The following is a 24,186-nucleotide window of genomic DNA, read 5'->3' as shown; positions in this document are numbered from 1 at the left end:
GGCCGAACACCGGTGCCGCCAGGCTCGCGCGCAGTGTCGACCTGCGGATGTCAGCCGGGCGGATTGTCGTGCAGTACGCGCTGAAACAGATCGTGGTCGCGCCACGCGCCATCGATGTGCAGGTACGCCGGTGCCCGGCCGATCGGCGTGAACCCGCAGCGACGCAGCACGGCCTTGGACGCGACGTTGTCGACGAGTGTCGCGGCCTCGATCCGGTGGAGCCCAAGGTCGACGGCGGTCGCGCAGGCGAACTCAAGCGCCGCCGATGCCAGTCCTTGTCCGGTGTAATCACCATCGATCCAGTAGCCCGCGTGGGCGCAGTGCGCGGCTCCGAGCACGATGGAGTTGAGGTTCATCTGGCCGACTATGCGTTCCTCGTCGAAGATCAGCCAGCTGGCTGCCTGGTCCCGTTGCGCCGTCTCGAGTGCGGTACCGAGGGACTCCCGCTGGCCCTCGATCGTGTAAAACGACGTGGATCGGCGCGGCTCGAACGGCGCGAGGTGATCGCGGTTCTGATCGTAGGCTGCCGCGAGAGCCTCCGCGTCTGACAGCCGAGGCAGGCGGATGTCGTACCGCCCGAGGAGCAGCGCCGAAGTCATGCCACAGCCTACGACCGACGCTCCGACGTCACCTGATGAATGATCAGCACCTCGTAGCCGACCCGCCGGGCAGGTTCCCACAGCCGACATCAGTGCCCGACGAACGCAGCATCGATCACGATTCGCAAGATCAATCTGGCCGGAGAGGATCACAGCTGGCCATCTTGCACGTCACCTATATCGCTCCAGTGGCTGCGGTTGATTGCCAGGACCCGTACCGGCTGGCCGGACGGCGTGGTGGTCACTCGGTCCGGTCGCATTCCGAGCTTCGTCATGATGCGGACCGATGCGTCGTTGTGGATATGGCAGATGCTGATGATCTCGTCCAAACCGACACCCTCGAACCCGAAGCTCAATGCCTCTTGCGCGGCCTCGGTGGCCAGGCCCCGTCCCCAGAATCGTCGCGCCAGTCGCCAGCCGATCTCGACGGCCGGCAGGACCTCGGGCAGGAAAGAAGGAATGGCCAATCCGACCCATCCGGCCAGCTCTCGGGTTGCACGAAGCTCGACCGCAAAGATGCCGAATCCGTGGTCACTCCACGCCCGAGTCATCGAGGAGATCGCAGCGGCGGTCTGATCCCGGGTCCGTACCGACCCGTCGCCGATGAACCGCATGACCTCGGGATCGCCGTCGATCGCGGAGAGTGGGTCCAGGTCGTCAAGGCGCCAACCACGCAGTGTCATCCGTTGCGTGTCGATCATGATCAAGTCTGTCACCTCCTCACTCGAAGTAGAGCACGACGCGTGGCCGAATGACGCCCGCCATCTATCGACGACATCTATAACCGAGCATGAGATTTGACATTAGACGAAGGCTCTCGCGCAGTTCACGCTTTGATCATGGTGACCACTTCGACCGAAAGGACCAGCTCGAAATGAGCAAATCTGTCTTGTTCATGTCCATGTCCCTGGACGGATATGTCGCGGATCCCACGGACATGCTCGGCGGTCTCGACGGCCAGCGGTTGCACGACTGGTTCGCACCCGGCGGAGAGTTCGCGAAGTTGACGGGGCCAGCGAAGGAACTTGTCGATGAGCTCTCCGGGTGTGGTGCGGTGCTGGCCGGCCGGCGGACCGTCGAACTCATCGACCATTGGGGCGGTTCCAGCCAGGGACGTCCGATCGTTGTGCCCAGCCACCGGCCGCCCGGTCCGGCCGCCCGCGGCTATCCCTTGGTCACCTATGTGACCGACGGGATCGAGAGCGCGATGGCCCTGGCGAAGGAGCTTGCCGACGGCAAGGATGTGCAGGTCCACGGCGGCTACACGGCACAGACGGCGCTCGCTGCCGGCGTGCTGGACGAGTTGCAGATCCACCAGATCCCGGTGCTGCTAGGTCGCGGCCGTCGCTTGTTCGACGAGTTGCCAAAGGAAGTGGAGCTCGACATCCTCCGGGTGATCGATACCCCGGAGGCCACTCATATCCGCTACCGTGTCCGACGCTGAGAGACGCGCCGAGGTCGACCCTTCGCAATCGACTGTCCCCTTCCCCAGCGGGAGTCGCGCACACTACGGTGACTCGTACAGAGGCAAGAGTGACAAGGTCGGCCGAAGTTGATCATCCGTGCGGTTCCCCCGAGGTTGAATGAATACTGACGCACACGAGGGGTCAACCTCGCGGGTGACCGACGAGGGCGCCACCGGGGTCTGGTGACTGCCCCGTTGGATGCAAGATCGTTAGGTTCGCAACTCGCGCCGCTAGCGCTCGTCGATCACCTCGCCGTTCAAGGCGGAGTTGTCCCGAATCAGAGCCATCGCCGGTCCTATCGTGGGGATCCTCAGTGCGTCGGCGAACGCAGCGCGCATCTGCTCGGCCGTGTCCCAGTGCCAGGTGTCGGTCAACGTGCCGTCGTCCAATCGGGTCAGCCGGGTCTTGATCAGACCGGGGTGACCGGCGCGGATGGCGTCGGCCGCCCGGGACCGCTGGGCGAGGTGCTCGGGTACGTCGGCCGGATCGACGGTGTAGTGCTGCGCTGGATGCTCCAAGCGCCCGAAGCTCTGGAGCGACTGGCGGACTGGGAGCAGGACACTCGTGCGGTGGTGGCCAGACTCAGGGCGATCAGCGCCGAGTACGACGGTGACCAACGTCTGCAGAAGATGATCAACGACCACAGTGCGACCAGTCCGGAGTTCGCCGAGTGCTGGCAGGACCATGCCGTGCTCAGTCGCGGAGGACAGTTCGGCGCTTCAACCACCCCGCACATTCTTTCCGGAGTCCGCCATGAGTTCGGGATGGAGGAACGAGCGAGTGCCGCGACCACCGCGTCGCGGAATGCCCCCGTCCGGTCGATGACGTTGTTGGTCATGAGGCCGAAGTGCCCATTGTCCTGCTTCGAATTCGTTTGCTGGAAAACGACATCGCAGGCTTGGCCTAGCTCCTGACCAGAGTGGACGATGTCCATCACGGGGGGCGGCACGATCAGCTTGAGGGTAGCGCCGATCCCGTGAAGTCCGCCCTTCTTACCGACGATGTCAACCCAACCGCTGTTGAACCAGACGCCATCGATCTGTTCGAGCCCGCCCTCCAATCCGACACCGAAATTCGCTCCAGGCACCGCGAGCGCCTTGATCGCCCGGGACCTGGCACCGCGTCTGGCTTCGTCAGCAGTCATGGGTTGGTCCGACACCTGTGACGTCACGGAACATCCCTCGATCATCCAGGTTTCGTCCGGCCACACTGCTTCGAACGCCAGTCTGACCGACTCGATCTTCACGGGATTCCGTGATCCGACGGCCACAAGCATGCAATGGACGCTATCAGTCCGACCTCTGAAATCACTCAGGTGTCGCCTGGCCAATTCCATAAGAGGCCCTCGGCACCGTACCCGCAGCAGATTCCGCACATCCGTAGCGAACGCCTTTACCCGGCCACCATGAAATGTAGCCCACTGATCGACTCGGTCGATGGGTTCTATTCATTGTTTCGATTGGACGTCTCGGCCCGGAAGGTGAAGGCTAAAGCAGCCAGCGTGGGCTGCCAGAACAATCATCGATGAGCGAGACGGGCAGAGATCACGAGCTGACGTGATCCGCAGTCCGTGACATCCACAGACGGGCGATGATCAACACTGAAGCCTTCGTTGACGCACCGGACCGCACCAACCAAGACCGGCGACCTGGTGCATCCGGAAGAAGGTTCCACGCGCGGGCGATGAGTTCGTGGCACACCACGCATCGACCGCGCACGCGAACTTTCTGTCCACCCGAACCTAAGACCGACAAGGATGTCCGATGTCCAAATCCATTCTGTTCATGTCGATGTCCCTCGACGGCTACATCTCCGACGAAAACGATGTGCTCGGCGGCAACGATGGAACCCGGCTGCACGACTGGCACGGTTCCAGCGCTGAGTCCAGCTCACTGTCAGCGCAGGTCCAAGAGTTGGGCGACGAGTTGAGCGCGTGCGGGGCGACCGTCGCGGGCCGGCGTACTGCCGAGCTGATGGATCACTGGGGTGGTGAACATCCCGGCAGCTCCCCGATCTTCGTTCCCAGCCATCGTCCACCACCCCCGCCTGCTCGTTGGGGATACCCGAAGGTGACCTATGTCAACGATGGGATCGAAAGTGCGATGAAACAGGCCCACGAAGCCGCCGGAGGCCGAAACGTGTACGTGATCGGCGGCTACGTCGCCCGCAGCGCGCTCGAGGCCGGCGTCCTGGACGAGCTGCAGATCCATCAGATCCCGGTGCTGTTGGGCAGAGGACGGCGACTCTTCGACGTCCTACCTTCGGAAGTCGAGCTGGAGATCGTCCGCGTCATCGACACCCCAGACGCAACCCACATCCGCTACCGCGTCCGACGTTGAATGCAAGGGAGAGGGTGGCAGGGCCCGCTCCCCGAGGTGGCCGGAGCTGTCTGGGCCCAGACGGTGCGGATGCACCGAATCCATCCTGAGTTGGATAGTCGGACCCGCGCGGTCTAGCGCATGCTCATCCAGGACACCCTGCCGTTGGTAAAATGCTGGCACGCCCCTTACCCTCGGCGAAACCTCCCTCGAAAGTAACGACACTCCAGGGCTGAGACGGCAGCTCGCACGGGGCGGAACTCCGCCCCCTTGTTCTGGCTGATCGCGTTGATGAAGTCGTATGGCCACGCAGGGCATCGACCTCTCCGCCAGCCGATCGACCGACCTCGACGAGGCCGTCGAGATGCTCCAACGCACGGCCGGTCGCGACCTTGATGATCATCTTCGATTCGATTCAACCTCACTCGAACAGTCGCCACCGGGCTCGACCCGGCCGTCCCGAGCGGCGACAACCAACCAGACGTATAGACCCGACGGGCACGTTCGCCTGCACGGACGCCGACACGGCAGGCGAATCAGCGAGATCCGATCGACATCGTGGTAGGTTCTCCACCCGTCGAGACGATCGAGCCGGCTAACCGACTCGTCCTGGCACGACCGATCGACACCCCACCCGTACCGGATCTTCCCAATCGCCGACCAAACGCCGAGAAGGTCAGTGCCACCATGTACGACAACTATCCCGGGCGGACGGCGCACGGCCGCGTCAAGGACCTCCTCGACCTGGTCGTCATCACTCGCACACAGACCGTCAACCTGCGGGGATCCCAACTCGCGATCGACGCCAACGAACCGCATCCGCGATGCCACGGCTCGAAACATTCACGATTCCCGACGACTGGCAACGCGAATACCGGCGCCTCGCCGGCCAGACCGCAGCAGCCGGCGACATCACCGACGCCGCCACCGCGATCATGCACGTGGCTGACTTCCTCGCTCCAGCGCTTCAGAACACGCCTACCGAGTGCACAGCAGGAATCAGGTTGCCGAACTCGTCGCGTTTTCCTTGCCCGCTCCGCCGTCGGCCCGGGCCGGTGACCGCCGATGCCCGAATGTGCGCGTGCTCAAGGTTGAATCGGTACTTCTGACTGACCTTCGTCACGATCGGCACCGCGCACGGCAAGGGCGGCCCGCATGCCCACGCTGTAGTACCTGCGGCTGCTTGCCATGCTCACACTCCGTTCGTCGGGAACACCACAACACTGTTCCGGACCCCGCTGACACTGAAAATGACCTGTTGCCCCGACAACTGAACGCTGGTCGTGTTCGATCGCCAAGTGGACCAACACCCGGCGATCGGGGAGTGCCGGGATCCGTCAGGCACGGCGGTGCTGCTGTCGTTGGCGTATCAGGCGTCCTGGGAGGTCCAGTTCAGGCCTATTATCCTCCGTTCCGGCGAACACGGCGAACCTGTCGTCGGTTGGTTGGCTTCATGGTCGACGAGGCGTTGTCGATCTTCAGGTTTCTGGGTGCACTGGGGGTAGCCAGCACAGGCGAGGAACGGTCCGTGCTTCCGTTTCGTTTGATCATGATCCGTCATTGATACATCGGGGCAGACGGTCGTGTGATGTCCCTCATCTGCCGCAGACCGGACGGCGACCGCGCCGTCCTTGGTCAGTTCGAGGAGGAAGGGCGATTTGCGTCCGACGCAAGTGATCAGGAGACAAACTGATTCCAGACGGACTCCGACCTTCGGCGCAATCACCTTGCACGCCAGATACGGCGTGTCGTACTCATTCAAATGACCTTGAAGCATGCGGACCGCACGATTCCGGTCCCTTTCGGATACTGCTTCGGCATGACACCAATCCTCTCGCAAAGGACCGGCACCAACTGTGATTCAGCCAGAAGCGACTTCATCGCAGCTCGCCGGGTTCTGCCTGCCCTCGTTTGGCCAAGTCTGTGATGATTGCTGTGCCTTGATCCATGTGTATGCGGATGTTTGCGTGCTGGTGAAGAGTCGGCCGGTTGGAGACGACGATCAGGATTGATGCCCGGTCGGCGATCAGCGACCCAACGAGCTCGTGTTCGGTGTGTGCATCGAGGGCGGCGGACAGGTCATCAATGACGAGCACAGCGGCTGGGTGAGCAAACATACGTGCGGCAGCTAGTCGGTGCCGTTGCCCACCGGAGAGCTTGTGCCCTCGGGGGCCAATGGCGGTGTTGACACCGTCGAGGAGGTTCGGAATGTCACGGGCCAGCGCGGATCGTTGGAGGGCGTCGTAGAGACGATCGTCCGGTGCCCCGAGCAGGACGTTTTCGCGCAGTGACCCACTGAGGGCTCCGGGATTCTGTGGGGTGTAGGTGGCCCGCGGTGGGACGAGAGACGTCTCGGCTGGCAGGTCCTTCCCGCCGATGGCGATGGTGCCACCGGTTCTGGGCAGCAGCCCGAGGAGCGTTCGGACGAGTGTGGTCTTGCCCGAGCCGACTGGCCCTGAGATGACGACGAGTTGTCCTGGGGCGACGGTGAAGCTGACATCGTTGATACCGGTACTGCCGTCGGGGTGGACGTAACTGAGCTGGTGGACGTCGAGGCGCGCAGACTCGATGGCTTCGTGGCTGCCAGAGAGTGTTGCGCAGACCGTGGGTTGCTCGGTGAGGCTGAGTAGGCCAGCCCCAGGGAGGATGGCTTCGAGCCGCTGACAGGTGATCGAGAAACGTTGGTATCTACTGATGAATCGGCCCAGAGCGTCGACGAGGGTGCCCATGGTGCCGAGTGCGTAGACGAAGTAGGCGAAGTCGCCGACCAGGAAAGTCCCGACCCGCATCTGGTCGGCTGCGACGAGCATCACAAGGGCGGTGCCGAGCACGATCACGATGTTCTGACTGGCGGCCAGCACTTCCCCGATGGTGGCGTTGAGGACTTCGGCGTGGCGCCGGCTGCAGTTCAACGCGCGAGTGCGATCGACGATCCGGCCAGCGGCGTTGGCGACCTTGATGGTCTCGGCACCAGCAAAGACATCGCGCAGAAACCCTGATACGTCGCCGGCGCTTGTGCGTGCTTGAGCCTGCAAGGACTTGATTTTCTTGCTGGCGAGGAAGGCAATAACGGCGATCAACAGGGTGGGGAGCACGGCCAGCGCGGTGACCTCGATGTTGATAGTGAACAGCACCACCAGCGAGGTCACGCTGAGCGCGAGCGAGGACGTTACCAACTGTAGTCCGCGTTTGCCCACGATCTCAGCGACCTCAACAGCGTCGTCGCGGTAGCGCGAGAGCAGGTCACCGGTGGGTACCGGCGGAGGGAGTGCGCCAGGTCGGCGGAAGGCCTGGTCGGCCAGGCGCATGCGCACGGTGTCGTAGATGCGGAAGCGGAACACCGTGTCGATGGCCATCCATCCAGCAGCGCCGGCCGCATTCAACACCTTGAACACGAGGAAGACCACCAAAGGCAAGACCGGCACCATGACCGCCGAACCTTGTGCGGGCAGAGCATTAAGGTAATCACGGAGAGCCAAGCCCGGCACCAGCGCACATAGGAAGAACGCGACGCCGACGGCGACGTCGCCGAGCAAAAGGAGCCAGTGAGGGCGAACAACTCTGGCTAGAAACCTGCCTCGGGATGGGATCGGGAGAGTGATGGTCATCGGGCGTGCTCCAGCAGTGCGGCGTAGCGACCGCCCACTGCCGTGCGCAGCGACTCACGCGGCCCGAACTCGACGACCTGTCCGTCGTCGATGACCATGATCAGATCGACCTGATCGAGCGTGGTGAGTCGATGCGCGATGACGACTGATGTCCGGCCGGTGATGACTGGTCGCAGCGCTGCATTGAGATGGGATTCGGTGTCCGGGTCGAGACGGGCCGATGCCTCGTCGAGGACGAGTACAGCCGGATCACTCAAGGACACTCGGGCCAAGGCCAGGAGCTGTGCCTGCCCTGCTGACACCGTCCGCTGGCTGACCACGGAGTCGATCCCTGCCGGGAATCGGGCGACCCAGTCACGCAACCCCAACCGGTCGAGCGCTTCCCAGATCGCGACTTCACTGAAGGACGGGTCGAACAGCGCGATGTTGTCGCGGATCGATGCATCGAGCAGAAAGACGTCTTGAGTCACAAGCGCCACCCGCGCCCGTAACGACCGGCGAGCAACCGTAGTGATGTCCGTGTCCCCCAGTTTCAGCTGGCCGGTGTCGGGTCGCTCGAGCCCAGCGACGAGCTTGGCCAGCGTCGATTTGCCGCCGCCTGTGCGTCCGACGATCCCCACGCTCCCCCCGGCAGGGATCTCGAAGCTCAGTTCGCGCAGCACCGTGGTGCCAGGGTGGTAGGCGAAACTCACTGAATGGGCAGAGATGCCAAGATCGGCGGATGGGAGCACGGCAGTGCCGTCGTCGGGCTCAGGTTCCTCATTCAACAGGTCGCGGGTGCGCGAGAGTCCCGCCATCGCCCGTTGGAGGTCCTGCAGCTGGTTAGACAGCCGGATCAACGGCTCTTGGAGCTGCTGAGTGAAGGCGAAAATTAGGTAGACCGTGCCCAGTGTCATGGCTCCGGCGCCGAACCGCAGGCCTCCTACGGTGAGTGCCAGAAGTGTGATGACGGCGGTGAACACTGATGCCAACGCCCACACCAAACTGCTGCCGATTAGTGCTGCGCGGAGTTCCTCACGTAGGACGAAACGGTGCAACCTTCGCAAGCCGCCCAGCGCGTAGCCCGATGCACCCAGGGCTTGAAGATCTTCGACTGCCGTCAGCCGCTCCTCCAACCCGCCCATGTACGTACTGACCGCTGCCCGGCTGCGCCTGTACGCCTCCTCTCCCACTGTCGCCACTCGCGGGATGACGACCCCGCCCACCACCATGCTGATCAGGAAGATGACACCGATACGCCAGTCCAGCCACCACATGGCCACGACGACGCCGATGACGATCAGCGCCTCCGCGACGATCGTGACGACGAACCGGGAGAACAAATTCCCTAGCAGCGAGATGTCCCCCTCGACTCGCTCGACCATCGCACCTGGCGTTGTCTGGTGATGGAACCGCATGGGGAGTTTCAGCGCGTGATCGACCACGTCTGCGCGCAACCGATTGGTTCCCCTCCATGCGACCGAGGATGCAACCCCGGTCTCCGCTGCCGTCAGTGCGTGCCGCGCCACCCCGACCACCGCAAAGGCGATCACCAACGACCCGATCGTCCCGGGGTCGCCACGGCCGCCAGTCACGTCGTCGATGAATCGCCGCACGATGAAGGGGCCGACTAGGGCGCACACCGTCCCTGCCAGCAGCACCGCTGCCAGCAACACCAGCCTTCGGCGTTCCCCGGACAGGTACCACCAGACAAATGACCAAACCCCGGCCCCTCGCGCAGGCATCGACTGGCCAGCCTCGACACCTCCAGGGATCATGACGCGAACCTACAACGATGAACGCCCTCGGCGGAACAGTCAGCGGCGCAAACCTCTCCCCATTCCCGCGACGAGCACCACAGATAGGAAAAACGTTGTAAGCTCTGCACCATCAGATCAACGACGACTGCGGGGAGTTGCTGATGAGCAGCAAGTTCGCTAGTTGGGTCATAGATGCTCCTTCTGGAGCTCCACCGCCGGTTACCTCCGCGGACTTGACACTACTGAAGGACCACAGAGTAGCTGCCAAGGCATTACGCTATGTGCGTGGAAATCCAAGTGCGCTACAACAGCTCAGTTCGGATGCGCTGCCGGATTGGGAGCTGCAAGTCAAAGAAAACGAAAAGCGCCATGCCGCGTACCTTCAGGACCTCGATCGCCTAGCCAATTGGGACTTAACAAGCACCGCCAACGCGCCGGTAGTTATCCTAAAAGGATTCAACCGGTGGTGGATTGATGGGGACTCTGCGCACGTAAGATGGACGTCCGACATCGACGCTTTAGTGAAGGATGAGGGCGAGTTCTTTCGGCTGCTCAAACAGCAAGATTTTGAGATTTCTTATAACGTGCTTCCCCATGAATGCTACAACGTCGGGCACAACGAGCTTTTCTACAGACTCGACATCCATCGATCTTTTCCTGTTTGGCGGTACGTTCGTCACCAGGGGCGCATGATGATTGCGTCCAATGATCTCACATACGATGAGATCCTCAGTCAGTCGATTGAGGTACAGGACGGGCGCTGGCGTGTACCGAACGCCACCATGGCGGCCTTCATATCACTTGCCCACATGTTTCACGACTATGTTGAGCAGCCGCTCTGTGGTACCTATCCCAAGACCCGCGCAGTGGAACTGGGCGAGTTCTATGAACACCTTGAGCATCCCGAATTTGATCGCACCAAGTTCCTTGACCTTGTCAACCGACACCAAGCCGAAGACTGCGCCGCTTGGCTTCAATATGCCACACAGACGCACCGATATCGCCCCGTTCTCGCAGAGGCTGCCAATGCGAGCCAAGCTGGAAAGAACTTTCCTTTCCACAGGGACATCGCATGGAACGCACTGGTGCCGTTCGAAGTCCGCGATATCCTCGGAGAGAACTGCGGACTAGATCGCGTCAAACTCGACGCTATCGCCGTTGCTAATTTCGCAGACGTTGAGTGCTCTTGGAGCCAAGTTTCTTCGACTACTGCGAACCAAGCAATGGGATCCGGCCATGCTCGGTACCGCTTACGCATGCACAATGCCCAAGATGTAGTCACAGTTTCGTGCCACTTCAACGGGCCTCCGAGTCACTACCTAAGTGAACTGCGCGTCATCTTTGATACGGCGCGCGTCCAAACCGGCCTGAACCACGCACTCGGGTTCGAGCTCGGGATGGGCCTAGCGGATGAATGCCACGTTCGCTGGCAGGACTCCAGCAACGTTGAGGTGCAGATCCCAAAGGAACTCTTTCGTCGTCATTCTTTTGTAAGAGACCAGGAGCGCATTCATTTTATTGTCGCGTGCTCTCGGTTCGAGCAGCACCCAGGAGCAAGTTGGTCGGAATTCTTTGAACGCAACAGTTCAACTGCCGGAGTCTTGATCAGCATCCCAGCCACTCAGGTTGAGCATTCGCGGTAATTTGCAGAGCCACGGTCGCACTTACAACCGCCTAGCTCGAGGATCCGCAGGTCAAGACCGTCCTGCGGCTCAGAACATGATCGGTGATGACGCCCAGGACCCAACAAACGCGCCATTTCACCACCTCCGCGTAGGAGTCTCCTGTGAACGAGCATCCTGACTAGGCAAATTTCATAAGAGTAGTTTCTGCTGCCGCGCCCAAACGACTCGACTCTGATCATGGTGCTGGGATCGTGGACAATTTTTCCTCAACGCACACAAATGCGGTTGCTTCACAGTATTATGAGATAACTCGCGGGCGACTCTCAGTAGTGCGATGGGGACTCGGCTGCATGCACGTACCCTGTTCTGATTGGAGCTCTGGTGGCCCGTGGATGATGTATCTGATCTTGCTGGCACGTTCACGATTGGTAAGACCTTCAACTTCGAGGCTGGACACCGGCTACCGAGCTTGCCGCCAGACCATAAGTGCTCACGCCAGCACGGCCATGGCTACCAAGTTGAAGTTATCCTTACCGCCTCGGCACTTGCCGACCCTGGTTTTGTGACCGACTTCGGCGACCTCGCCCCGTTCAAGGAATTTCTGAACTCCGAGCTTGACCACCGCAATCTCCACGAGGTTCTACCTGTTGAACCTACGTCCGAGAACCTGGCCCAGTTCTTGGCCGGATGGTTCCTCCAGCACGTCGAACCGCTGATACCCGGGCACCTGATCGCCGTCCAGGTACGAGAAACCGCGCACAGCTGGGCGCGCTTTGACGTGGAAATCCATAAGCCAGGCAGCCATGGGTGAGCCGCAGTTGCTCATCGCCGAGACCTTCGGCCTAGACCCGCCCACCTTCCAGGGAGAAGGCCCTAGCTGCGGCGCTCCGGCCATGTTCATCCGTCTGTCGCGGTGCAATCTATCTTGCTCTTGGTGCGACACCCCCTACACCTGGGACTGGACCCGGTTCGACCCTCACGTCGAGGCGACCCGGCGTAGCGTTGCCGAGCTGGCCGGGTGGGCGAATAGTTCGCCCGTGGAACTAGTAGTCATCACCGGGGGTGAGCCACTTATCCAACAGCGATTCCTGGCCCCACTGGTGCAGAGTCTGATAGCCGGCGGCAAACGGATAGAGATCGAGACGAACGGCACCCGCACGCCCGACCCGGAACTGTTGATCGAGGGCGTGCGGTTCAATGTCAGTCCGAAGCTTGCCAACTCCGGCCTCACTGAGAGCCAGCGCATCGTACCCGCGGCCCTTGAGGCGTTCACGGATAGCGGCCGGGCAGTGTTCAAGTTCGTCGCCCGCACCACGCAGGATCTGAACGAGATCGAGGTCCTGGCCGGCCGGTACGGACTGGCGCCGATTTGGGTTATGCCCGAGGGCACAACGCCCGAGGCACTGGTCGTCACCACCCGGGCGATCGCCGAAGCAGTGGCCCAGCGCCGCTGGAACCTAACCCCGCGCTTGCACGTGCTGGCGTTCGGCCAAGAACGCGCCCGTTGACCCCCACCTCTAGGAAGCGAAGGCCCAATGACCCACGCCCTCAATTCTCTCCCTCAACGGCGACGCCTTGTGGACGAGGACCGTGTCGCCGCGTTGGTCCGCGAACTACTCCTGGCGCTGGGTGAGGATCCCGGCCGGGAGGGTCTGGTCGAGACCCCCAACCGCGTAGCCGCCTGGTATTGCGAGTTGTTCTCTAGCGAGGATGCCACCGTCTCGACCTCCTTCCCGGAAGGGCACCTCGATGGCCAGTTGGTGGTGGTATCGGGGATCAGCGTGTGGTCGCTGTGCGAGCACCACCTGCTTCCCATGCACCTGGACATCAATGTCGGATACGTGCCCGGCGCCGAGGTTCTGGGCCTATCCAAGTTCGGGCGGATTGCCCGCAAGTGTGCGGGGCGCCTGCAGGTGCAAGAGCGGTTCACCCGTCAGGTCGCCGACGAGGTCGCCACCGCGGTAGGCAGCTCGAACGTGGCCGTAGCTGTGCGTGGGACACACCTGTGCATGAGCATGCGGGGCGTGCGCATGGAGCAGGCTCGCACAACAACCGTGGAGTGTCGCGGCCACCTGGACGGTGACACCGCGCAGGCCCAGCGCTTTCTGGCCCTGGCCACTGAACCTTGGAAGAGCGCATGAACGCCCAGCCGAGCCCAGGTGTGGTGCCGCTGACCTGGCAACGCCTCGAAGAGATGGTCGACCACCTTGCCCAATCCATAGGCCGCGATACTCCGCAGACCCTTGTTGCCGTACTGCGCGGCGGTGCGGTCCCCGCCGTCCTGCTCGCACACCGACTGGGCCTGCGGGACCTGCGCACGATAGAGGTCACCCACACCGCCAACGATGGTCGTCATGCTGCCAAGACCCCCACCCCGGTCGTAGTTAACGCCGAGTCGTTGGGTGATTTGGCCGGACACGACGTAGTGATCGTGGACGACGTCGCCGGGACCGGCCATACCCTGGCGGCCGTAGTCGACCTGGTCGTGCGCGCCGGAGCGACGCGGGCGCGGACCGCGCTGTGCGTGGTCAACGCCGACAACTGGACCCGGCCGGCCCCCGTGGAGGAGGCCGCAACCTACATCGGCGAGGTCACCCGTGGATGGGTGGTCTTTCCCTGGGAAGAAGGACCTTGATGGCCCTGACTTCCACTTGCCGTCCTCAACTCTCAGGAGGAACCATGACCCCCACCACCCCGCCGCGTAACTGCCCGGGGACAACGGGCCCACTGTGGGTGAGCATCGAAGGAATGAATGGCGTCGGCAAGTCCACTGCGGCCCGAGCCGCCGCCGCCGCGCTGGGCTCGCGGTGCCTGCTGCTGGATGAGCTCACCGACCAGGCCCACGACACTATGCCCGGACGCGTCATCGCAGCCCTGGCAGCCGGGGGCGACGTTTACCTGCGCACTGGCCATCCCGCCGCCGAGACCCTGGCCTTGCTCGCCCTGAAAGTCCGCGAAGCCGAACGGCTCTCCTCAGCCAATCTGACCGACGTCGACGTCGCCCTAGAGGACCGCGGCCTGGACTCGGTCGCAGTGTGCCAGGCGGCCATCTTGTCGATCCACCACGGCACCACCGACGCCGGCCGGTTAGCCCGCTCCGTACTGGACACCGCTCGTAGATGGTGCCGCCTGCCCGACGCCACCATATGGTTGACCGGCGACGCGGCCGAATGCACAGCCCGATTCTCCGCCCGCATCGGCCGCACACTTACACCTGAGGACCTTCAGGTGATCCACCGAGCCGCCGAGCTGTACGAGGTGCTGGCCGCCGACGAACCCGACCGATATACGGCCATCGATACCACTGGCCTCACCCCCCAGGAGGTGGCGGCCGCTGTCGAACGGACCGTCCGCCAGTTGGTGGAGCGACGTGAGGTGGCCAATGTCGCGTGACGTCACGTTGCTGTGGGGGCTGCGCTCGCCGTGCGCGTTCGCTTGTCCTCACTGCTACTTCGGAACCATTGACGAACACAAGGTAGCGCCGCCGAACCAGCTAGGTGTCCTCTCTCACCTGTCACGCACCGACCTGCCCGCGCAGGCAATAAACGACTTCGCCCGCAGCCTGGCCGGCTCACCAGTGGAACGAGTGGTCATCGCTGGGGGCGAGCCCTTGGACTGGCCCGGCGCATTGGAGGTGATCGCCCTTGTCAAACAGGCGGGTTGTGAGGTTGTGATCGCCACCAATGGCATCCCCCTCACCCGCCCCCACGTCGTTCAGAGACTGGTCGATCTTGGGGTGGAGGGGGTATCTGTGTCACTTGACAGCGCCGATGCCCAAGTCAACGACCAGCTCCGGCCATCCAGATCGGGGAAGTTCGGCTACACCCAGGTCTTGGAGGGGATAAGAGCGCTGTTGGCCGCCCGTGGGACTGATCGGGCGCCGCGGGTGGGCATCTACACAGTTGTGATGCATCCCCGCCCCCAGGAAATCGGTGACGTGGCACGCTTGGCAGCCGAGATTGGCGTGGACTACTACGTCCCCCAGCCCATCTCCCTTGCGCCCGGCCATGCCCTGTTTGAAGACCTTGCCCACCGGCCCCAGGACGCGGAGGCAGTCGCCGAAGAGCTCGATGCCCTCTACGCGAGCTCGCCCAGCCTGGCGCTGCCGGATTTCTCTTACTTGCGACGGTTCGTGGACGCGATCAGTACTCACGACAGTGGTCACGTCCCCGACTGCTTCGGAGGTGCGCGTCTGTTCTTCATTCAGCCCGACGGCACCTTATGGGACTGCCCCTCTGACCGGCGCATCGCTGCCACCCCTCCAGAGCACCGCCGCACCATCCGCGGCGCCGACGCAGCGACACTCTTCGCGAACCGACCCGTGAGCACCACATGCCCACACTTCAGCCGGGACTGCGTGAATATGTGGCCTCTGATGGACCTGCCGCAGATGCTGGACGCACGGAGGCCAAGATGACACTCCCACCGGTGCCCGACCGCACCCAGGCGCTGCACACCCGCCTTACTGCCGTCTTGAATTCATTGCCGGACCCCAGTGGCGGGACCGCCACCCTGGACTTGGAGCAGGCGCTCGGCGATCGATTGGGCATATCCGAGGTGGTCGCCATGGCCTCCGGCACCATGGCTCTGCAAGGCGCTTTGGCCGCATGCGGCATCGGGCCGGGTGACGAGGTCCTGGTACCCGCGCTGACTGTAGTCATGACCGTGGCCCCTGTGATTGCGCTCGGTGCCCGGCCTGTCTTCGTTGACTCCGACCCCGTCACTTTGGAGGTGAACTACGCCGATGCCGAGGCCAAGTGCACCGTCAGAACTCGCGCCATAGTTGCGGTGCACCTGTGGGGGCGGATGGGCGACCCCGCCGCCTTGGAGACCTTCGCCACAGAGCATGGTCTCACCGTGGTGGAGGACGCCGCTCAGGCCATCGGCACCGCCCGGAACAGGCAGCGTGCCGGAACGGTGGGGTCTGCGGGCTGCTTCAGCATGAAGGACGGAAAGATTCTCGCCTCAGCTGAGGGCGGATTCGTGGTCACCGACGAACCCGAGATCGCCGCCCGCGTCCGAGCTTGGCGTAACCACGGTCAACCACCCCCACGTGGCGAGATCCTCCGAGCAGGCGTCGCCACCAACGCGCGACTGGCCACTCCCCTCGCCGCTATCGCCCACACCAATCTGGACCACCTGCACTCACTAGTGGAGTTGCGGCGCGCCCAGGCCGGCCACGTGACTGACGCTCTCACCGGTGTGCCCGGACTGCGCCCGCTGTCCCCGGCGCTGGGCGAAGACTGGAACGGCTATGCCCCACTGCTGCACTTGGACCTGCCCCGCCCCCGCGCCTTCGCCCAGCACCTCGCGCGGCTCGGGGTGCCTAGTTCCACTGGCACGTTCAACCTAGTGCCCTGCGACACCAGGCCCGGGTTCACATACCCGGGCCGCGAACCGTGTCGCGGCGCCGCCCAGATCCTGGACCATACGCTCGCTGTGATCCTCACTGAACACGACACCACGGCAACCTTGGATCGCTACGCCGATGTCATCGCCCACCAAGCCGACGTCTGGGCCGCTGCGGATGAGAGGAATCCCCGATGACCACCGTGCACTCGCCCTGCACACGCGGACCATTGATCTCTGCAGAGGGCCTCAACGGCGTGGGCAAGACCTACCTCACGAACCGCGCGATCGACCGAATTCCCGTCCCGGACCGACCCCTGATGCTTGACGAGTTCTCCGAACGCCGCCACGGGCGACAAGGGCTCGGTGAGGACTTGCTGCACGCCTTACGCGAGGCCAGCGCCGGCGACCCGTTCCTGCGCTCAGGCACCCCCATGGCAGAAACCCTGCTGCTCCTGGCCATCAAACGCCATGACCTCGACACCGTCTTGGACTATCTCACAAGCGGACGCGCCGTCGTGGAGGGCCGCAGCGTCGACACCACCGCGGTGTGCCAAAGCTTGCTCCTACACCCTGACGACTCTGACGCGGCTCTGGTCACCGCTCAGAACTTACTTGCACTGGCGGCCGGCTATCGGCCGCTCCCCGACCTGACGATCCTAGTAACCGACGACGCCGACCAGGCCGTGGTGCGCGCCCAGCACCGCGACCAGCGCGTCTTCACCCCCGAGCAGGTTGCGTTCATGGGCCGGGCGTGCACTTTGTTCGAGCGGCTCGCCGCAACCGACCCGGGCCGGTACCGGGTCGTCGATCGCCGACTCGTCGACGAGCTCGAGGCCGCCGACCTAATAGCCACCTGGATCCGCACCGCCAGAGCGAATCTGTCTTGTCTTCGTGAACCTCTCCTCGGTGTGCAGGCGCCGTGCCTGTGCTGCACCCAGTCCGTCGCTCCGATTTCTGCGCTATGACCCCCAGAATCCTCCCTTGTGCGTCCGCCGGATGCGCATCGAGGCTCCCGAAGGACGTCCGGGGCCTGATTTTCGACTTCGATGGCACTATCGCCGACACTACGCAAGGTCACGAGCAGGCTCTGGCTGCCGCGCTGCGCCCGCACGGCGTGTACTTGGATGGGGCTTGGTACCGCAGCCACGTGGGGTTGTCCATTCACGACCTGCTGGCCGCTCTTCCCGGGGCGGCACACCTGCACCTTCCTGCCGAGGAGGTCATCCGCGCCAGTCGCACGCATCTGCTCGCCCGGCTGCACACTCTGGAGCCCGTTGCATGCGTGATTGAGGTCCTGCGCACCGCACGCCGCTTGGGTTTACGCTGCGCGGTGGCCTCAACCGCGAGCCGGGCGTTGGTCGCCCCCGGCCTTACCGCTTTAGGTCTGGATGGCGCCTTCACGGCCGTCGTGACCCGCGAGGACGCCCCGCGCGGTAAGCCAGCACCGGACCTATACCTGGTGGCCGCCGACCGGCTCGGCCTCCCTCCGTGTGAGTGTCTGGCCATCGACGACGCTCCTGCCGGGCTCGCTTCTGCCCGGGCCGCCGGCATGAGAGTGCTCACCGTCACGGGCGGTCACGTGGCACCTGCCCCGCATGCCGCAACGCCGACGGGCGGTATGCGCCCGCCACTCCGCCGACCACAAGAAGGAGTCTGATGCCCGTCCTGCACTCAACAAAAGACCTGCACATCCTCGACGAGCCCACATCCAACGGGCCAGGCGTAGGTGCCTTCGACTACACCGACCACTACACGGTGTTTCATTACGGCCGCATGCCCGACGCGATCCCCGGCAAAGGCGAGGCCAGTGCGCAGATGGCCGCCCGCACCTTCGAACTTCTAACCAAAGCGGGGATCCTCACACACTTTCGCCGTTTCCGGCCCCCTAACCGGATCGAGTTCGACCTCGGCCACGTCCCGGCTCCTGGCAGCTCTCCGCCCGCTGGACTGCGGCTCCTGCCCGTTCAGGTCATCTTCCGCAACCGGCTTCCCCAGGGCAGTTCCGTGCACCGCCGCCTCGCCGACGGGGCGATCACCCCCGCCGACTTGGGCCTGGACACCGTTCCCGGGGTCGGTGAGGCACTTCCTCGCCCGATCATCGAGTATGCGTCGATGTTTGACGACACAAACCAGTTCCTCACCCCCGCACGCGCTCAGCACCTGACCGGGCTGAACGACGAGCAGTTCCAGACCTTGGGCTCGACTGCGGCCGCAGTCAACGAGGTGCTCACCGCGCACGCCCGCGAGCGCGGCCTGGACCACTGCGATGGCAAGGCAGAATTCCTCATTACCGGCAAAGGAAGCCTGATGGTGGCCGACAGCCCCGGTACCCCAGACGAAAGCCGCCTAATGTTCCGGGGAGTGCACTGCGGCAAGCAAGTCCTGCGCAACTGGTACGTCGACAACAACCTGGCCGTGCCGGTCACCGACCTGATCGCCCGCGGCGTGCCGCGCGATCGATGGCCTCGACCGGCGCCCCTGCCCTCGGAGTTCCTTCCGGTGATGTCGAACATGTACCGGGCGTTGAGTCGGACCTGGACCGACCAGGATGATGGGGATGGCCCCAACCTGACCGACGCGACCCAGGCGGTCACCCGCCTCATCGGATGTTAATCACCCGTTTCACACCCGACCAACCCCGCGTGAGGCGGGCCGCAGAACCGACGGCGATACCAACAGTGGAGGACGCATGGGCTCGTTGATCGAAGACCCAAACCTCCGCGACACCACTTTCGTGGTCATCGACTTCGAAACCACAACGCCGGCCGGCCATCCGGCCCAACCCATCGAGGTAGCCGTTCTAGCGCTGCGCCATACCCCTACCGGGTGGACTGAGAGCGGCCGTTACACGACCCTCATCCGACCCCCCGATTTCGCGCCCGTGACCCATGCCAACACCGCCCAGAGCCGACTGGCTCCCGAGCAGTTTACGAACGCGCCCACCCCCTCCCTCGCACTGGGAGGCCTGGACCAGCGGTTCGCCGACCAACGCCGATACCTGCTGGTGGCCCAGCACGCCGCCACCGAGTCCGACATCATTCATCACCAGCGCCAACAATGCCCACGCCTGGCACGCATCGACCTAATCGACACCATCCCCCTGGCCAAGCACCTCGTCCCTGGCCTGGGCAACTACAAGCTCGACACCCTGCTCCACTACTTTTCCATCCCCCAGCCGGCCGAGCGTCACCGAGCCTTTGCCGATGTCGAGGTCACCACCGAGGTCTTCATCCGCCTCATCGACGTCGCTGACCGCGACGGCACCCTCGGCAACCTGGCCGAATTGGTCAAGATCGCCGGTCGCACCGCCAAAGCCAACCGGCCGATTCAGCAGCAACTGTTTGACCAATGACCTGGCCGCCACAGACACAGGAGAAGGGACTCCCGTCGTGATGACCGATAGTGCCGCCAGCACACTCGAGGTGCCGTTCTGGTTCGATCCACTGTGTCCTTGGGCATGGATCACTTCTCGCTGGCTCCTGGAGGTGGAACAGGTCCGGGCGGTGAAAGCAGACTGGAGGATCATGTCGCTGGCCTACCTCAACCTCGTCCAGCGCAACGGCGAGGGCCTCAGCCCCGAATACCGGCAATTAATGGAGCGTGCGTGGGGTAACGTGCGGGTCTGCGCAGCAGCCGCTGACCGGCACGGACCTGGTGTTCTGGGCCCCCTCTACACGGCGATCGGTATTCGGCTGCACAACCAGCGTCGTAGGGAAGATCCGACTATCATCACCGATGCTCTTGCTGAGGTCGGACTCACCCCGTCACTCGCGAACGTAGCCACCACTACTGAGTTCGATGCGCTGGTCATCGCCTCACATCGCGAGGCCTTCGACGCAGTGGGCCTTGACGTAGGCACACCGATCCTGCGCATCGCGGAGACGACCCTGTTCGGGCCGGTGGTGACCCCGTGCCCGCGAGGCGAGGCTGCGGGACGGCTCTGGGATGGCCTCGTCCTTATCGCCCAAACCGACGGTTTCTTCGAGCTCAAACGGTCCCGAGACCGTAAGGCCTCTTTTCAGTGACAGCACTCCCTACCAGTCCCGAGTCGTTGGATCCGGGACGTAACTGGGTGTCAATTGATCCCGGCTGGCCCGCAAATAGCACGGGAGATACGATTCCCCACGAGGCGCTCGGCAATGGCAAGCGGGTACCAGCCGGCCCCAGTGACCTCTTCCTCTTGCAATTTTCCTACCTCAAGGTGGGCAGGTGCGGTGAACGCGAAGCCCACGTCCAAGTGAAAGTGGGCGGGTTCGTTCTTGACCGAGTTTGCGGGTACCGGCCCGTACTCGACATAGACAGGTCGGTGCAGGGCGACAGTGACTTTGGCAGTATCGATACCGGTCTCTTCGACCAGTTCACGCAACGCCGCGCCAAGAAGAGTGTCGTCGCCGGGCTCCAGGTGACCGCCGGGCTGCAACAGGATCCCGTATGCACGGTGGCGGACCAACAGCACCTCGCCATCGCGGACCAACAGCGCACCAACGGTCGTGTGCATAGGAAAGGTGATCCGCGACGCGAGCCCAGTTCCCAGCGAGAGCTGGCTTACAGCTTCCTTAAGCGAATCCACTTCCTCCGGGTTGCGGGCGAGGTAGCCCTCCACCGCGGCCCGGATCTCGGTATCACTGATCGCCACGGCGTACCCCTACGCCCGGCGCAAGCCGAGTCTCTCGTGACCAAGTTTCGGAGGCAACAATGAAATGCATGACTAACTCCAACAGGCGCGATAACTGCAGGCTTCGTAGCCTACGGATGCCGCTCCGCTCCCGTGGGCTCAACGCGCCGAACTCCGCGCCGACAGGAGGAGCACCAGCGGCCCGGACCAGTCCGCAGTATATTCCGCGAATAGTGGTGGAATTGTGAGCACAGACGCTATTACTGGCTGGGATGAGGACGCCAACGCCGAAGCCTATGCAGCCTTCGCGCGCTCGTGGCCCATGTACAGCGCCAGCAGTCGAGACCTCGTCGACCGAGCTCAAGTCAGCGACAGCCGCCTGGTTGTCGACATGTGCGGCGGCACCGGAACTACCGCCGAAGCCATCCTCAACCGCGTCTCGACGCAAGCAAGGGTCATCTCCCTTGACAGCTCCGCCGCCATGCAACACGCCGGGCAACGCGCGCTGAACGACGAACGCTTGTCCTGGGTCACGGCATCCGCGGAAGACCTGGCTGAACACGCACCTGCCGGCAATGTCGACGCCGTCGTATGTAACTCGGCAATATGGAAGTGCGACGTCCCCGCCGTGTTCAAGGCGGTTTGCCGCGTACTGCGGCCCGGCGGCCGATTCGCGTTCAACGTTGGCGCCAGCTTTGCCGGTCTCACTCATCCCGACGATCAGAATGAAGACTCTCGACGCTCGCTGGACTCGTTGATCCGCCGCATCGCAATCAAGGACTACGGGTTCATCCCACCAGCAGTGAACAACGAGCAACCGAAACTGCCGAAAGAAGCGATTTCTCGCCATCTGGCCGACGCAGGGATAAGGCTGGAAAGCACCTGCATCACCGCTCAGCGCACGACCATGGCCGAGCGGAGGGCTTGGTTATCCATCCCGCTCTTCGCCCGCCCCGACAACGGTTTCACCTACGCGCAGAAGATGCACATCCTGGAGGAAGCCTACTCTCAAGTCAGCCCTGAGGAGATAACAATGACGCGCTGGCTCGTCATAGTCGCCCAAGTGTGACATCAGGACCGGCGTCAAGATTTGTCGGCGCTACTGGGTGCGAGCATACGTCCTGCCATGTTGCAGGACATCGGTGACGGTTGTGCGCAGTGGCCGTCCGGTGCGTCCCGCGGCGCGGTCACAACGTTCGGTGCCGAGCACGGCATTTCTAGAAAGACGTTCTACGAGATCCGGCGGCGGACAGCCGAGGACGGGCCAGCGGCTGCGTTGGAGCCGAGGTCTCGGCGGCCCAACACGAGCCCGACCAAGATCCCCGACGATGTCAAGGAACACGTCCTTGGGGTCCGTGCGGCACTGGAGGCTGCTGGGCTAGACCACAGGCCGATCAGTGTGCACGACAAGATGCACGTACTGGGCTGGACCCGGTGCCGTCGACGGCGACGCCGGCCCAGGTCTTCCGCGAGGCAGGGGTCGCCCGACTGGAACCGAGGAAGAAGCCACGCTCGGCGTTGGGCAGGTTCGTCTATCCGGCAACGAGTACGTGCTGACCGGCAGGCGGACGTGTCTAACCTTCCAGCTCATTGATAGTCACCTCCCGTTACGCGGTTGCCTCCCAGGTCGCTTCGAGTGAGATCGCCGAGGCTGCGGTCGCCGCCTTCGACACGGTGGTCGCCGTGCACGGTGTTCCCAACGGCTACTGTCCGACAACGGCGTGGCACTCAATCCGTCGCGGCTGGGGTTCCTCGGCCAGCTCGTGCAGCATGTATCAGGTCTCGGGTCGAGGCGATCACCGGCAAGCCGTGTGACGGTGACCGTGGGAGCGGGAGCAGTCACCGTGACAGTTGGCGCTGTCTGAGCCTCCCGCGTGCACCCCGGCCAAAATGATCATGGAGAACACAACGGAACCGCCCCGGTTTGTCCGGTGGACCCGGACTCCGATCAGCGCACCACGACGCCTGCTGCCTGAAGGAAGCCCCTCGCCGAAAGCCTGACGTACCGCATCAGTGCGATGTCTTCGTCCTCGGCGTCGCAGACCTGTGCGCTGAGCTCGGTCACGGGTACGAGCCTCATCGCTTCTTCCCTCCGACAGACCTCGGGGCGGGGACAATCCAGCCAGTCACCAGGACGATCAGTTCTGGCCCATCTGTTCGGTCAGTCCGTCCAGACCGTCTCTGATCAACCGACCGTAGTCGTCGTCGCCGAGCAGGTCGATCGTCTGGTGCGCCAGCCGGAGATGAACACGGGCGCGATCCAGGTCGCCGACCTTGCGGTAGCAGTCGGCGAGGTTGAGGTGGAGAGACGGATACAGGCCGGCGACCGGGAGGGTCACGCCGGCTTCCTCGGCGCGATCCTGCTTGATCCGGCCGGCGGCGGCTAGAGCACGGAGGTCCCAGGTCAGTTCCTGATTGGGGTTGTCCTGGGCATCGGCCATGGAGTGGGCAAGGACGCAGACGTGCAGCGGGTCCCCTGCCTCTCCGCCTATGTCCTCCCAGATCTGGGTGAGGAGGTTGCGGGCCGTCTCGCGTTGATCCTGGTGGTGGTTCAGTGCGGCGGCCTCGCCGATCCGGTTCAACACTGGGTCAATGATCATCTTCGCGGAACCTCTCGACAATGGTCTTTGGGACCTCAGCGGGTTGGCTGTGCCAGTGAATCGTGATGGTCGTCCCCAACCGTTGATCAATTCGCGGATGATATCGGCACGGCCCCCGTCACCGATCGTGGCACGGATAGGGATCTTGGCCCGCAGAACCTCCCACCGACCAAGTCTATCTCGCCTGCGGAGGGGATCCGAACTCCAGCTGGACGGCCCGGTAGTTGCCGACCCGATGTCCCCGTACACCGATGGCACGGGCCC

At 63.5% G+C, this 24,186-nt stretch carries 23 protein-coding genes and 2 pseudogenes; 17 read left to right on the top strand and 8 right to left on the bottom strand.

Features of this window, described 5'->3' with window-relative positions; all coding sequences use genetic code 11:
- Positions 1–50: 50 nt before the first annotated feature.
- Entirely contained in the window at positions 51–599 is a 549-nt protein-coding gene (locus tag FNH24_RS16145; RefSeq protein ID WP_152363225.1) for a GNAT family N-acetyltransferase, read from the bottom strand.
- A gap of 149 nt (positions 600–748) precedes the next feature.
- A complete protein-coding gene (locus tag FNH24_RS16140; protein WP_152363256.1) occupies positions 749–1,300 on the bottom strand; it encodes a GNAT family N-acetyltransferase in 552 nt (183 codons plus the stop codon).
- Between the two features lie 173 nt (positions 1,301–1,473).
- Here FNH24_RS16140 and FNH24_RS16135 point away from each other — a divergent pair, with 173 nt between their 5' ends.
- Positions 1,474–2,043, top strand: coding sequence for a dihydrofolate reductase family protein (locus FNH24_RS16135; protein WP_152363224.1), 570 nt, complete (start codon positions 1,474–1,476; stop codon positions 2,041–2,043).
- A gap of 252 nt (positions 2,044–2,295) precedes the next feature.
- On the opposite strand, the gene FNH24_RS31730 is transcribed toward FNH24_RS16135, so the two are convergent.
- The gene (locus FNH24_RS31730; protein ID WP_170304506.1) at positions 2,296–2,583 is read right to left on the bottom strand and encodes a hypothetical protein; all 288 of its coding nucleotides are present in this window, start codon (positions 2,581–2,583) and stop codon (positions 2,296–2,298) included.
- On the opposite strand from FNH24_RS31730, the pseudogene FNH24_RS32670 reads away from it, so the two are divergent.
- Positions 2,575–2,715 (top strand): annotated as a pseudogene (locus tag FNH24_RS32670) (MmyB family transcriptional regulator); the annotation flags it as partial. The gene FNH24_RS31730 and the pseudogene FNH24_RS32670 sit on opposite strands and share 9 nt — an antisense overlap.
- A gap of 134 nt (positions 2,716–2,849) precedes the next feature.
- Here FNH24_RS32670 and FNH24_RS32665 read toward each other — a convergent pair.
- Positions 2,850–3,341 (bottom strand): annotated as a pseudogene (locus FNH24_RS32665) (inosine/xanthosine triphosphatase); the annotation flags it as partial.
- A 487-nt stretch (positions 3,342–3,828) separates the two neighbouring features.
- Between FNH24_RS32665 and FNH24_RS16125 the strand changes: the two are divergent.
- Positions 3,829–4,404: a dihydrofolate reductase family protein gene (locus FNH24_RS16125; RefSeq protein ID WP_152363222.1), complete on the top strand. Its 576-nt coding sequence runs from the start codon at positions 3,829–3,831 to the stop codon at positions 4,402–4,404.
- Between the two features lie 1,856 nt (positions 4,405–6,260).
- Here FNH24_RS16125 and FNH24_RS16120 read toward each other — a convergent pair.
- Both FNH24_RS16120 and FNH24_RS16115 read right to left on the bottom strand, forming a co-directional pair.
- The gene (locus FNH24_RS16120) at positions 6,261–7,991 is read right to left on the bottom strand and encodes an ATP-binding cassette domain-containing protein (protein ID WP_152363221.1); all 1,731 of its coding nucleotides are present in this window, start codon (positions 7,989–7,991) and stop codon (positions 6,261–6,263) included.
- Positions 7,988–9,646, bottom strand: coding sequence for an ABC transporter ATP-binding protein (locus tag FNH24_RS16115; protein WP_161606153.1), 1,659 nt, complete (start codon positions 9,644–9,646; stop codon positions 7,988–7,990). The genes FNH24_RS16120 and FNH24_RS16115 overlap by 4 nt, the downstream gene beginning before the upstream one ends.
- A gap of 245 nt (positions 9,647–9,891) precedes the next feature.
- On the opposite strand from FNH24_RS16115, the gene FNH24_RS16110 reads away from it, so the two are divergent.
- From FNH24_RS16110 to FNH24_RS16050, 13 genes are all read left to right on the top strand, one after another.
- Positions 9,892–11,373, top strand: coding sequence for a nucleotidyltransferase family protein (locus tag FNH24_RS16110; protein ID WP_152363219.1), 1,482 nt, complete (start codon positions 9,892–9,894; stop codon positions 11,371–11,373).
- A 352-nt stretch (positions 11,374–11,725) separates the two neighbouring features.
- Positions 11,726–12,166, top strand: coding sequence for a 6-pyruvoyl trahydropterin synthase family protein (locus FNH24_RS16105; RefSeq protein WP_217428260.1), 441 nt, complete (start codon positions 11,726–11,728; stop codon positions 12,164–12,166).
- The gene (locus FNH24_RS16100; RefSeq protein WP_152363218.1) at positions 12,159–12,863 is read left to right on the top strand and encodes a 7-carboxy-7-deazaguanine synthase QueE; all 705 of its coding nucleotides are present in this window, start codon (positions 12,159–12,161) and stop codon (positions 12,861–12,863) included. The genes FNH24_RS16105 and FNH24_RS16100 overlap by 8 nt, the downstream gene beginning before the upstream one ends.
- 69 nt (positions 12,864–12,932) lie before the next feature.
- Positions 12,933–13,496 carry a GTP cyclohydrolase I gene (gene folE / locus FNH24_RS16095; RefSeq protein ID WP_217428259.1) on the top strand — a complete coding sequence of 188 codons (564 nt, stop codon included), beginning with the start codon at positions 12,933–12,935 and terminating at the stop codon, positions 13,494–13,496.
- Positions 13,493–13,990 carry a phosphoribosyltransferase gene (locus FNH24_RS16090; RefSeq protein ID WP_152363216.1) on the top strand — a complete coding sequence of 166 codons (498 nt, stop codon included), beginning with the start codon at positions 13,493–13,495 and terminating at the stop codon, positions 13,988–13,990. The genes folE and FNH24_RS16090 overlap by 4 nt, the downstream gene beginning before the upstream one ends.
- A 44-nt stretch (positions 13,991–14,034) precedes the next feature.
- Positions 14,035–14,748, top strand: coding sequence for a thymidylate kinase (locus tag FNH24_RS16085; protein WP_152363215.1), 714 nt, complete (start codon positions 14,035–14,037; stop codon positions 14,746–14,748).
- Positions 14,738–15,772: a radical SAM protein gene (locus FNH24_RS16080; RefSeq protein WP_152363214.1), complete on the top strand. Its 1,035-nt coding sequence runs from the start codon at positions 14,738–14,740 to the stop codon at positions 15,770–15,772. The genes FNH24_RS16085 and FNH24_RS16080 overlap by 11 nt, the downstream gene beginning before the upstream one ends.
- A gap of 11 nt (positions 15,773–15,783) precedes the next feature.
- Entirely contained in the window at positions 15,784–16,902 is a 1,119-nt protein-coding gene (locus FNH24_RS16075) for a DegT/DnrJ/EryC1/StrS family aminotransferase (protein WP_217428258.1), read from the top strand.
- Positions 16,899–17,672 (top strand): nucleoside/nucleotide kinase family protein, encoded by a 774-nt coding sequence (locus FNH24_RS16070; protein ID WP_152363212.1) that lies wholly within the window; start codon positions 16,899–16,901, stop codon positions 17,670–17,672. Before FNH24_RS16075 ends, FNH24_RS16070 begins: the two co-directional genes overlap by 4 nt.
- Positions 17,669–18,364 carry an HAD family hydrolase gene (locus FNH24_RS32660; RefSeq protein ID WP_152363211.1) on the top strand — a complete coding sequence of 232 codons (696 nt, stop codon included), beginning with the start codon at positions 17,669–17,671 and terminating at the stop codon, positions 18,362–18,364. Before FNH24_RS16070 ends, FNH24_RS32660 begins: the two co-directional genes overlap by 4 nt.
- On the top strand, positions 18,364–19,320 hold the full coding sequence (locus FNH24_RS16060; RefSeq protein WP_152363210.1) for a phosphoribosylaminoimidazolesuccinocarboxamide synthase: 957 nt from the start codon (positions 18,364–18,366) through the stop codon (positions 19,318–19,320). Before FNH24_RS32660 ends, FNH24_RS16060 begins: the two co-directional genes overlap by 1 nt.
- Before the next feature lie 76 nt (positions 19,321–19,396).
- Positions 19,397–20,059 (top strand): 3'-5' exonuclease, encoded by a 663-nt coding sequence (locus FNH24_RS16055; protein WP_152363209.1) that lies wholly within the window; start codon positions 19,397–19,399, stop codon positions 20,057–20,059.
- Between the two features lie 40 nt (positions 20,060–20,099).
- Positions 20,100–20,732: a mycothiol-dependent nitroreductase Rv2466c family protein gene (locus FNH24_RS16050; RefSeq protein WP_152363254.1), complete on the top strand. Its 633-nt coding sequence runs from the start codon at positions 20,100–20,102 to the stop codon at positions 20,730–20,732.
- 50 nt (positions 20,733–20,782) lie between these two features.
- Here FNH24_RS16050 and FNH24_RS16045 read toward each other — a convergent pair whose 3' ends face one another.
- On the bottom strand, positions 20,783–21,343 hold the full coding sequence (locus FNH24_RS16045; protein ID WP_152363208.1) for an NUDIX hydrolase: 561 nt from the start codon (positions 21,341–21,343) through the stop codon (positions 20,783–20,785).
- 223 nt (positions 21,344–21,566) lie between these two features.
- Here FNH24_RS16045 and FNH24_RS16040 point away from each other — a divergent pair, with 223 nt between their 5' ends.
- Positions 21,567–22,391, top strand: a complete 825-nt coding sequence (locus FNH24_RS16040) for a class I SAM-dependent methyltransferase (protein ID WP_152363207.1) — start codon at positions 21,567–21,569, stop codon at positions 22,389–22,391.
- Positions 22,392–23,460: 1,069 nt separating this feature from the next.
- On the opposite strand, the gene FNH24_RS16035 is transcribed toward FNH24_RS16040, so the two are convergent.
- Positions 23,461–23,922 (bottom strand): hypothetical protein, encoded by a 462-nt coding sequence (locus tag FNH24_RS16035; protein ID WP_152363206.1) that lies wholly within the window; start codon positions 23,920–23,922, stop codon positions 23,461–23,463.
- Positions 23,923–24,186 lie beyond the last annotated feature (264 nt).

The organism is Microlunatus speluncae, assembly GCF_009299835.1.
Lineage (GTDB): Bacteria > Actinomycetota > Actinomycetes > Propionibacteriales > Propionibacteriaceae > Microlunatus > Microlunatus speluncae.
Note: the sequence above shows the minus strand (reverse complement) of the source record. Positions and strands in the feature narration are given on the sequence as shown.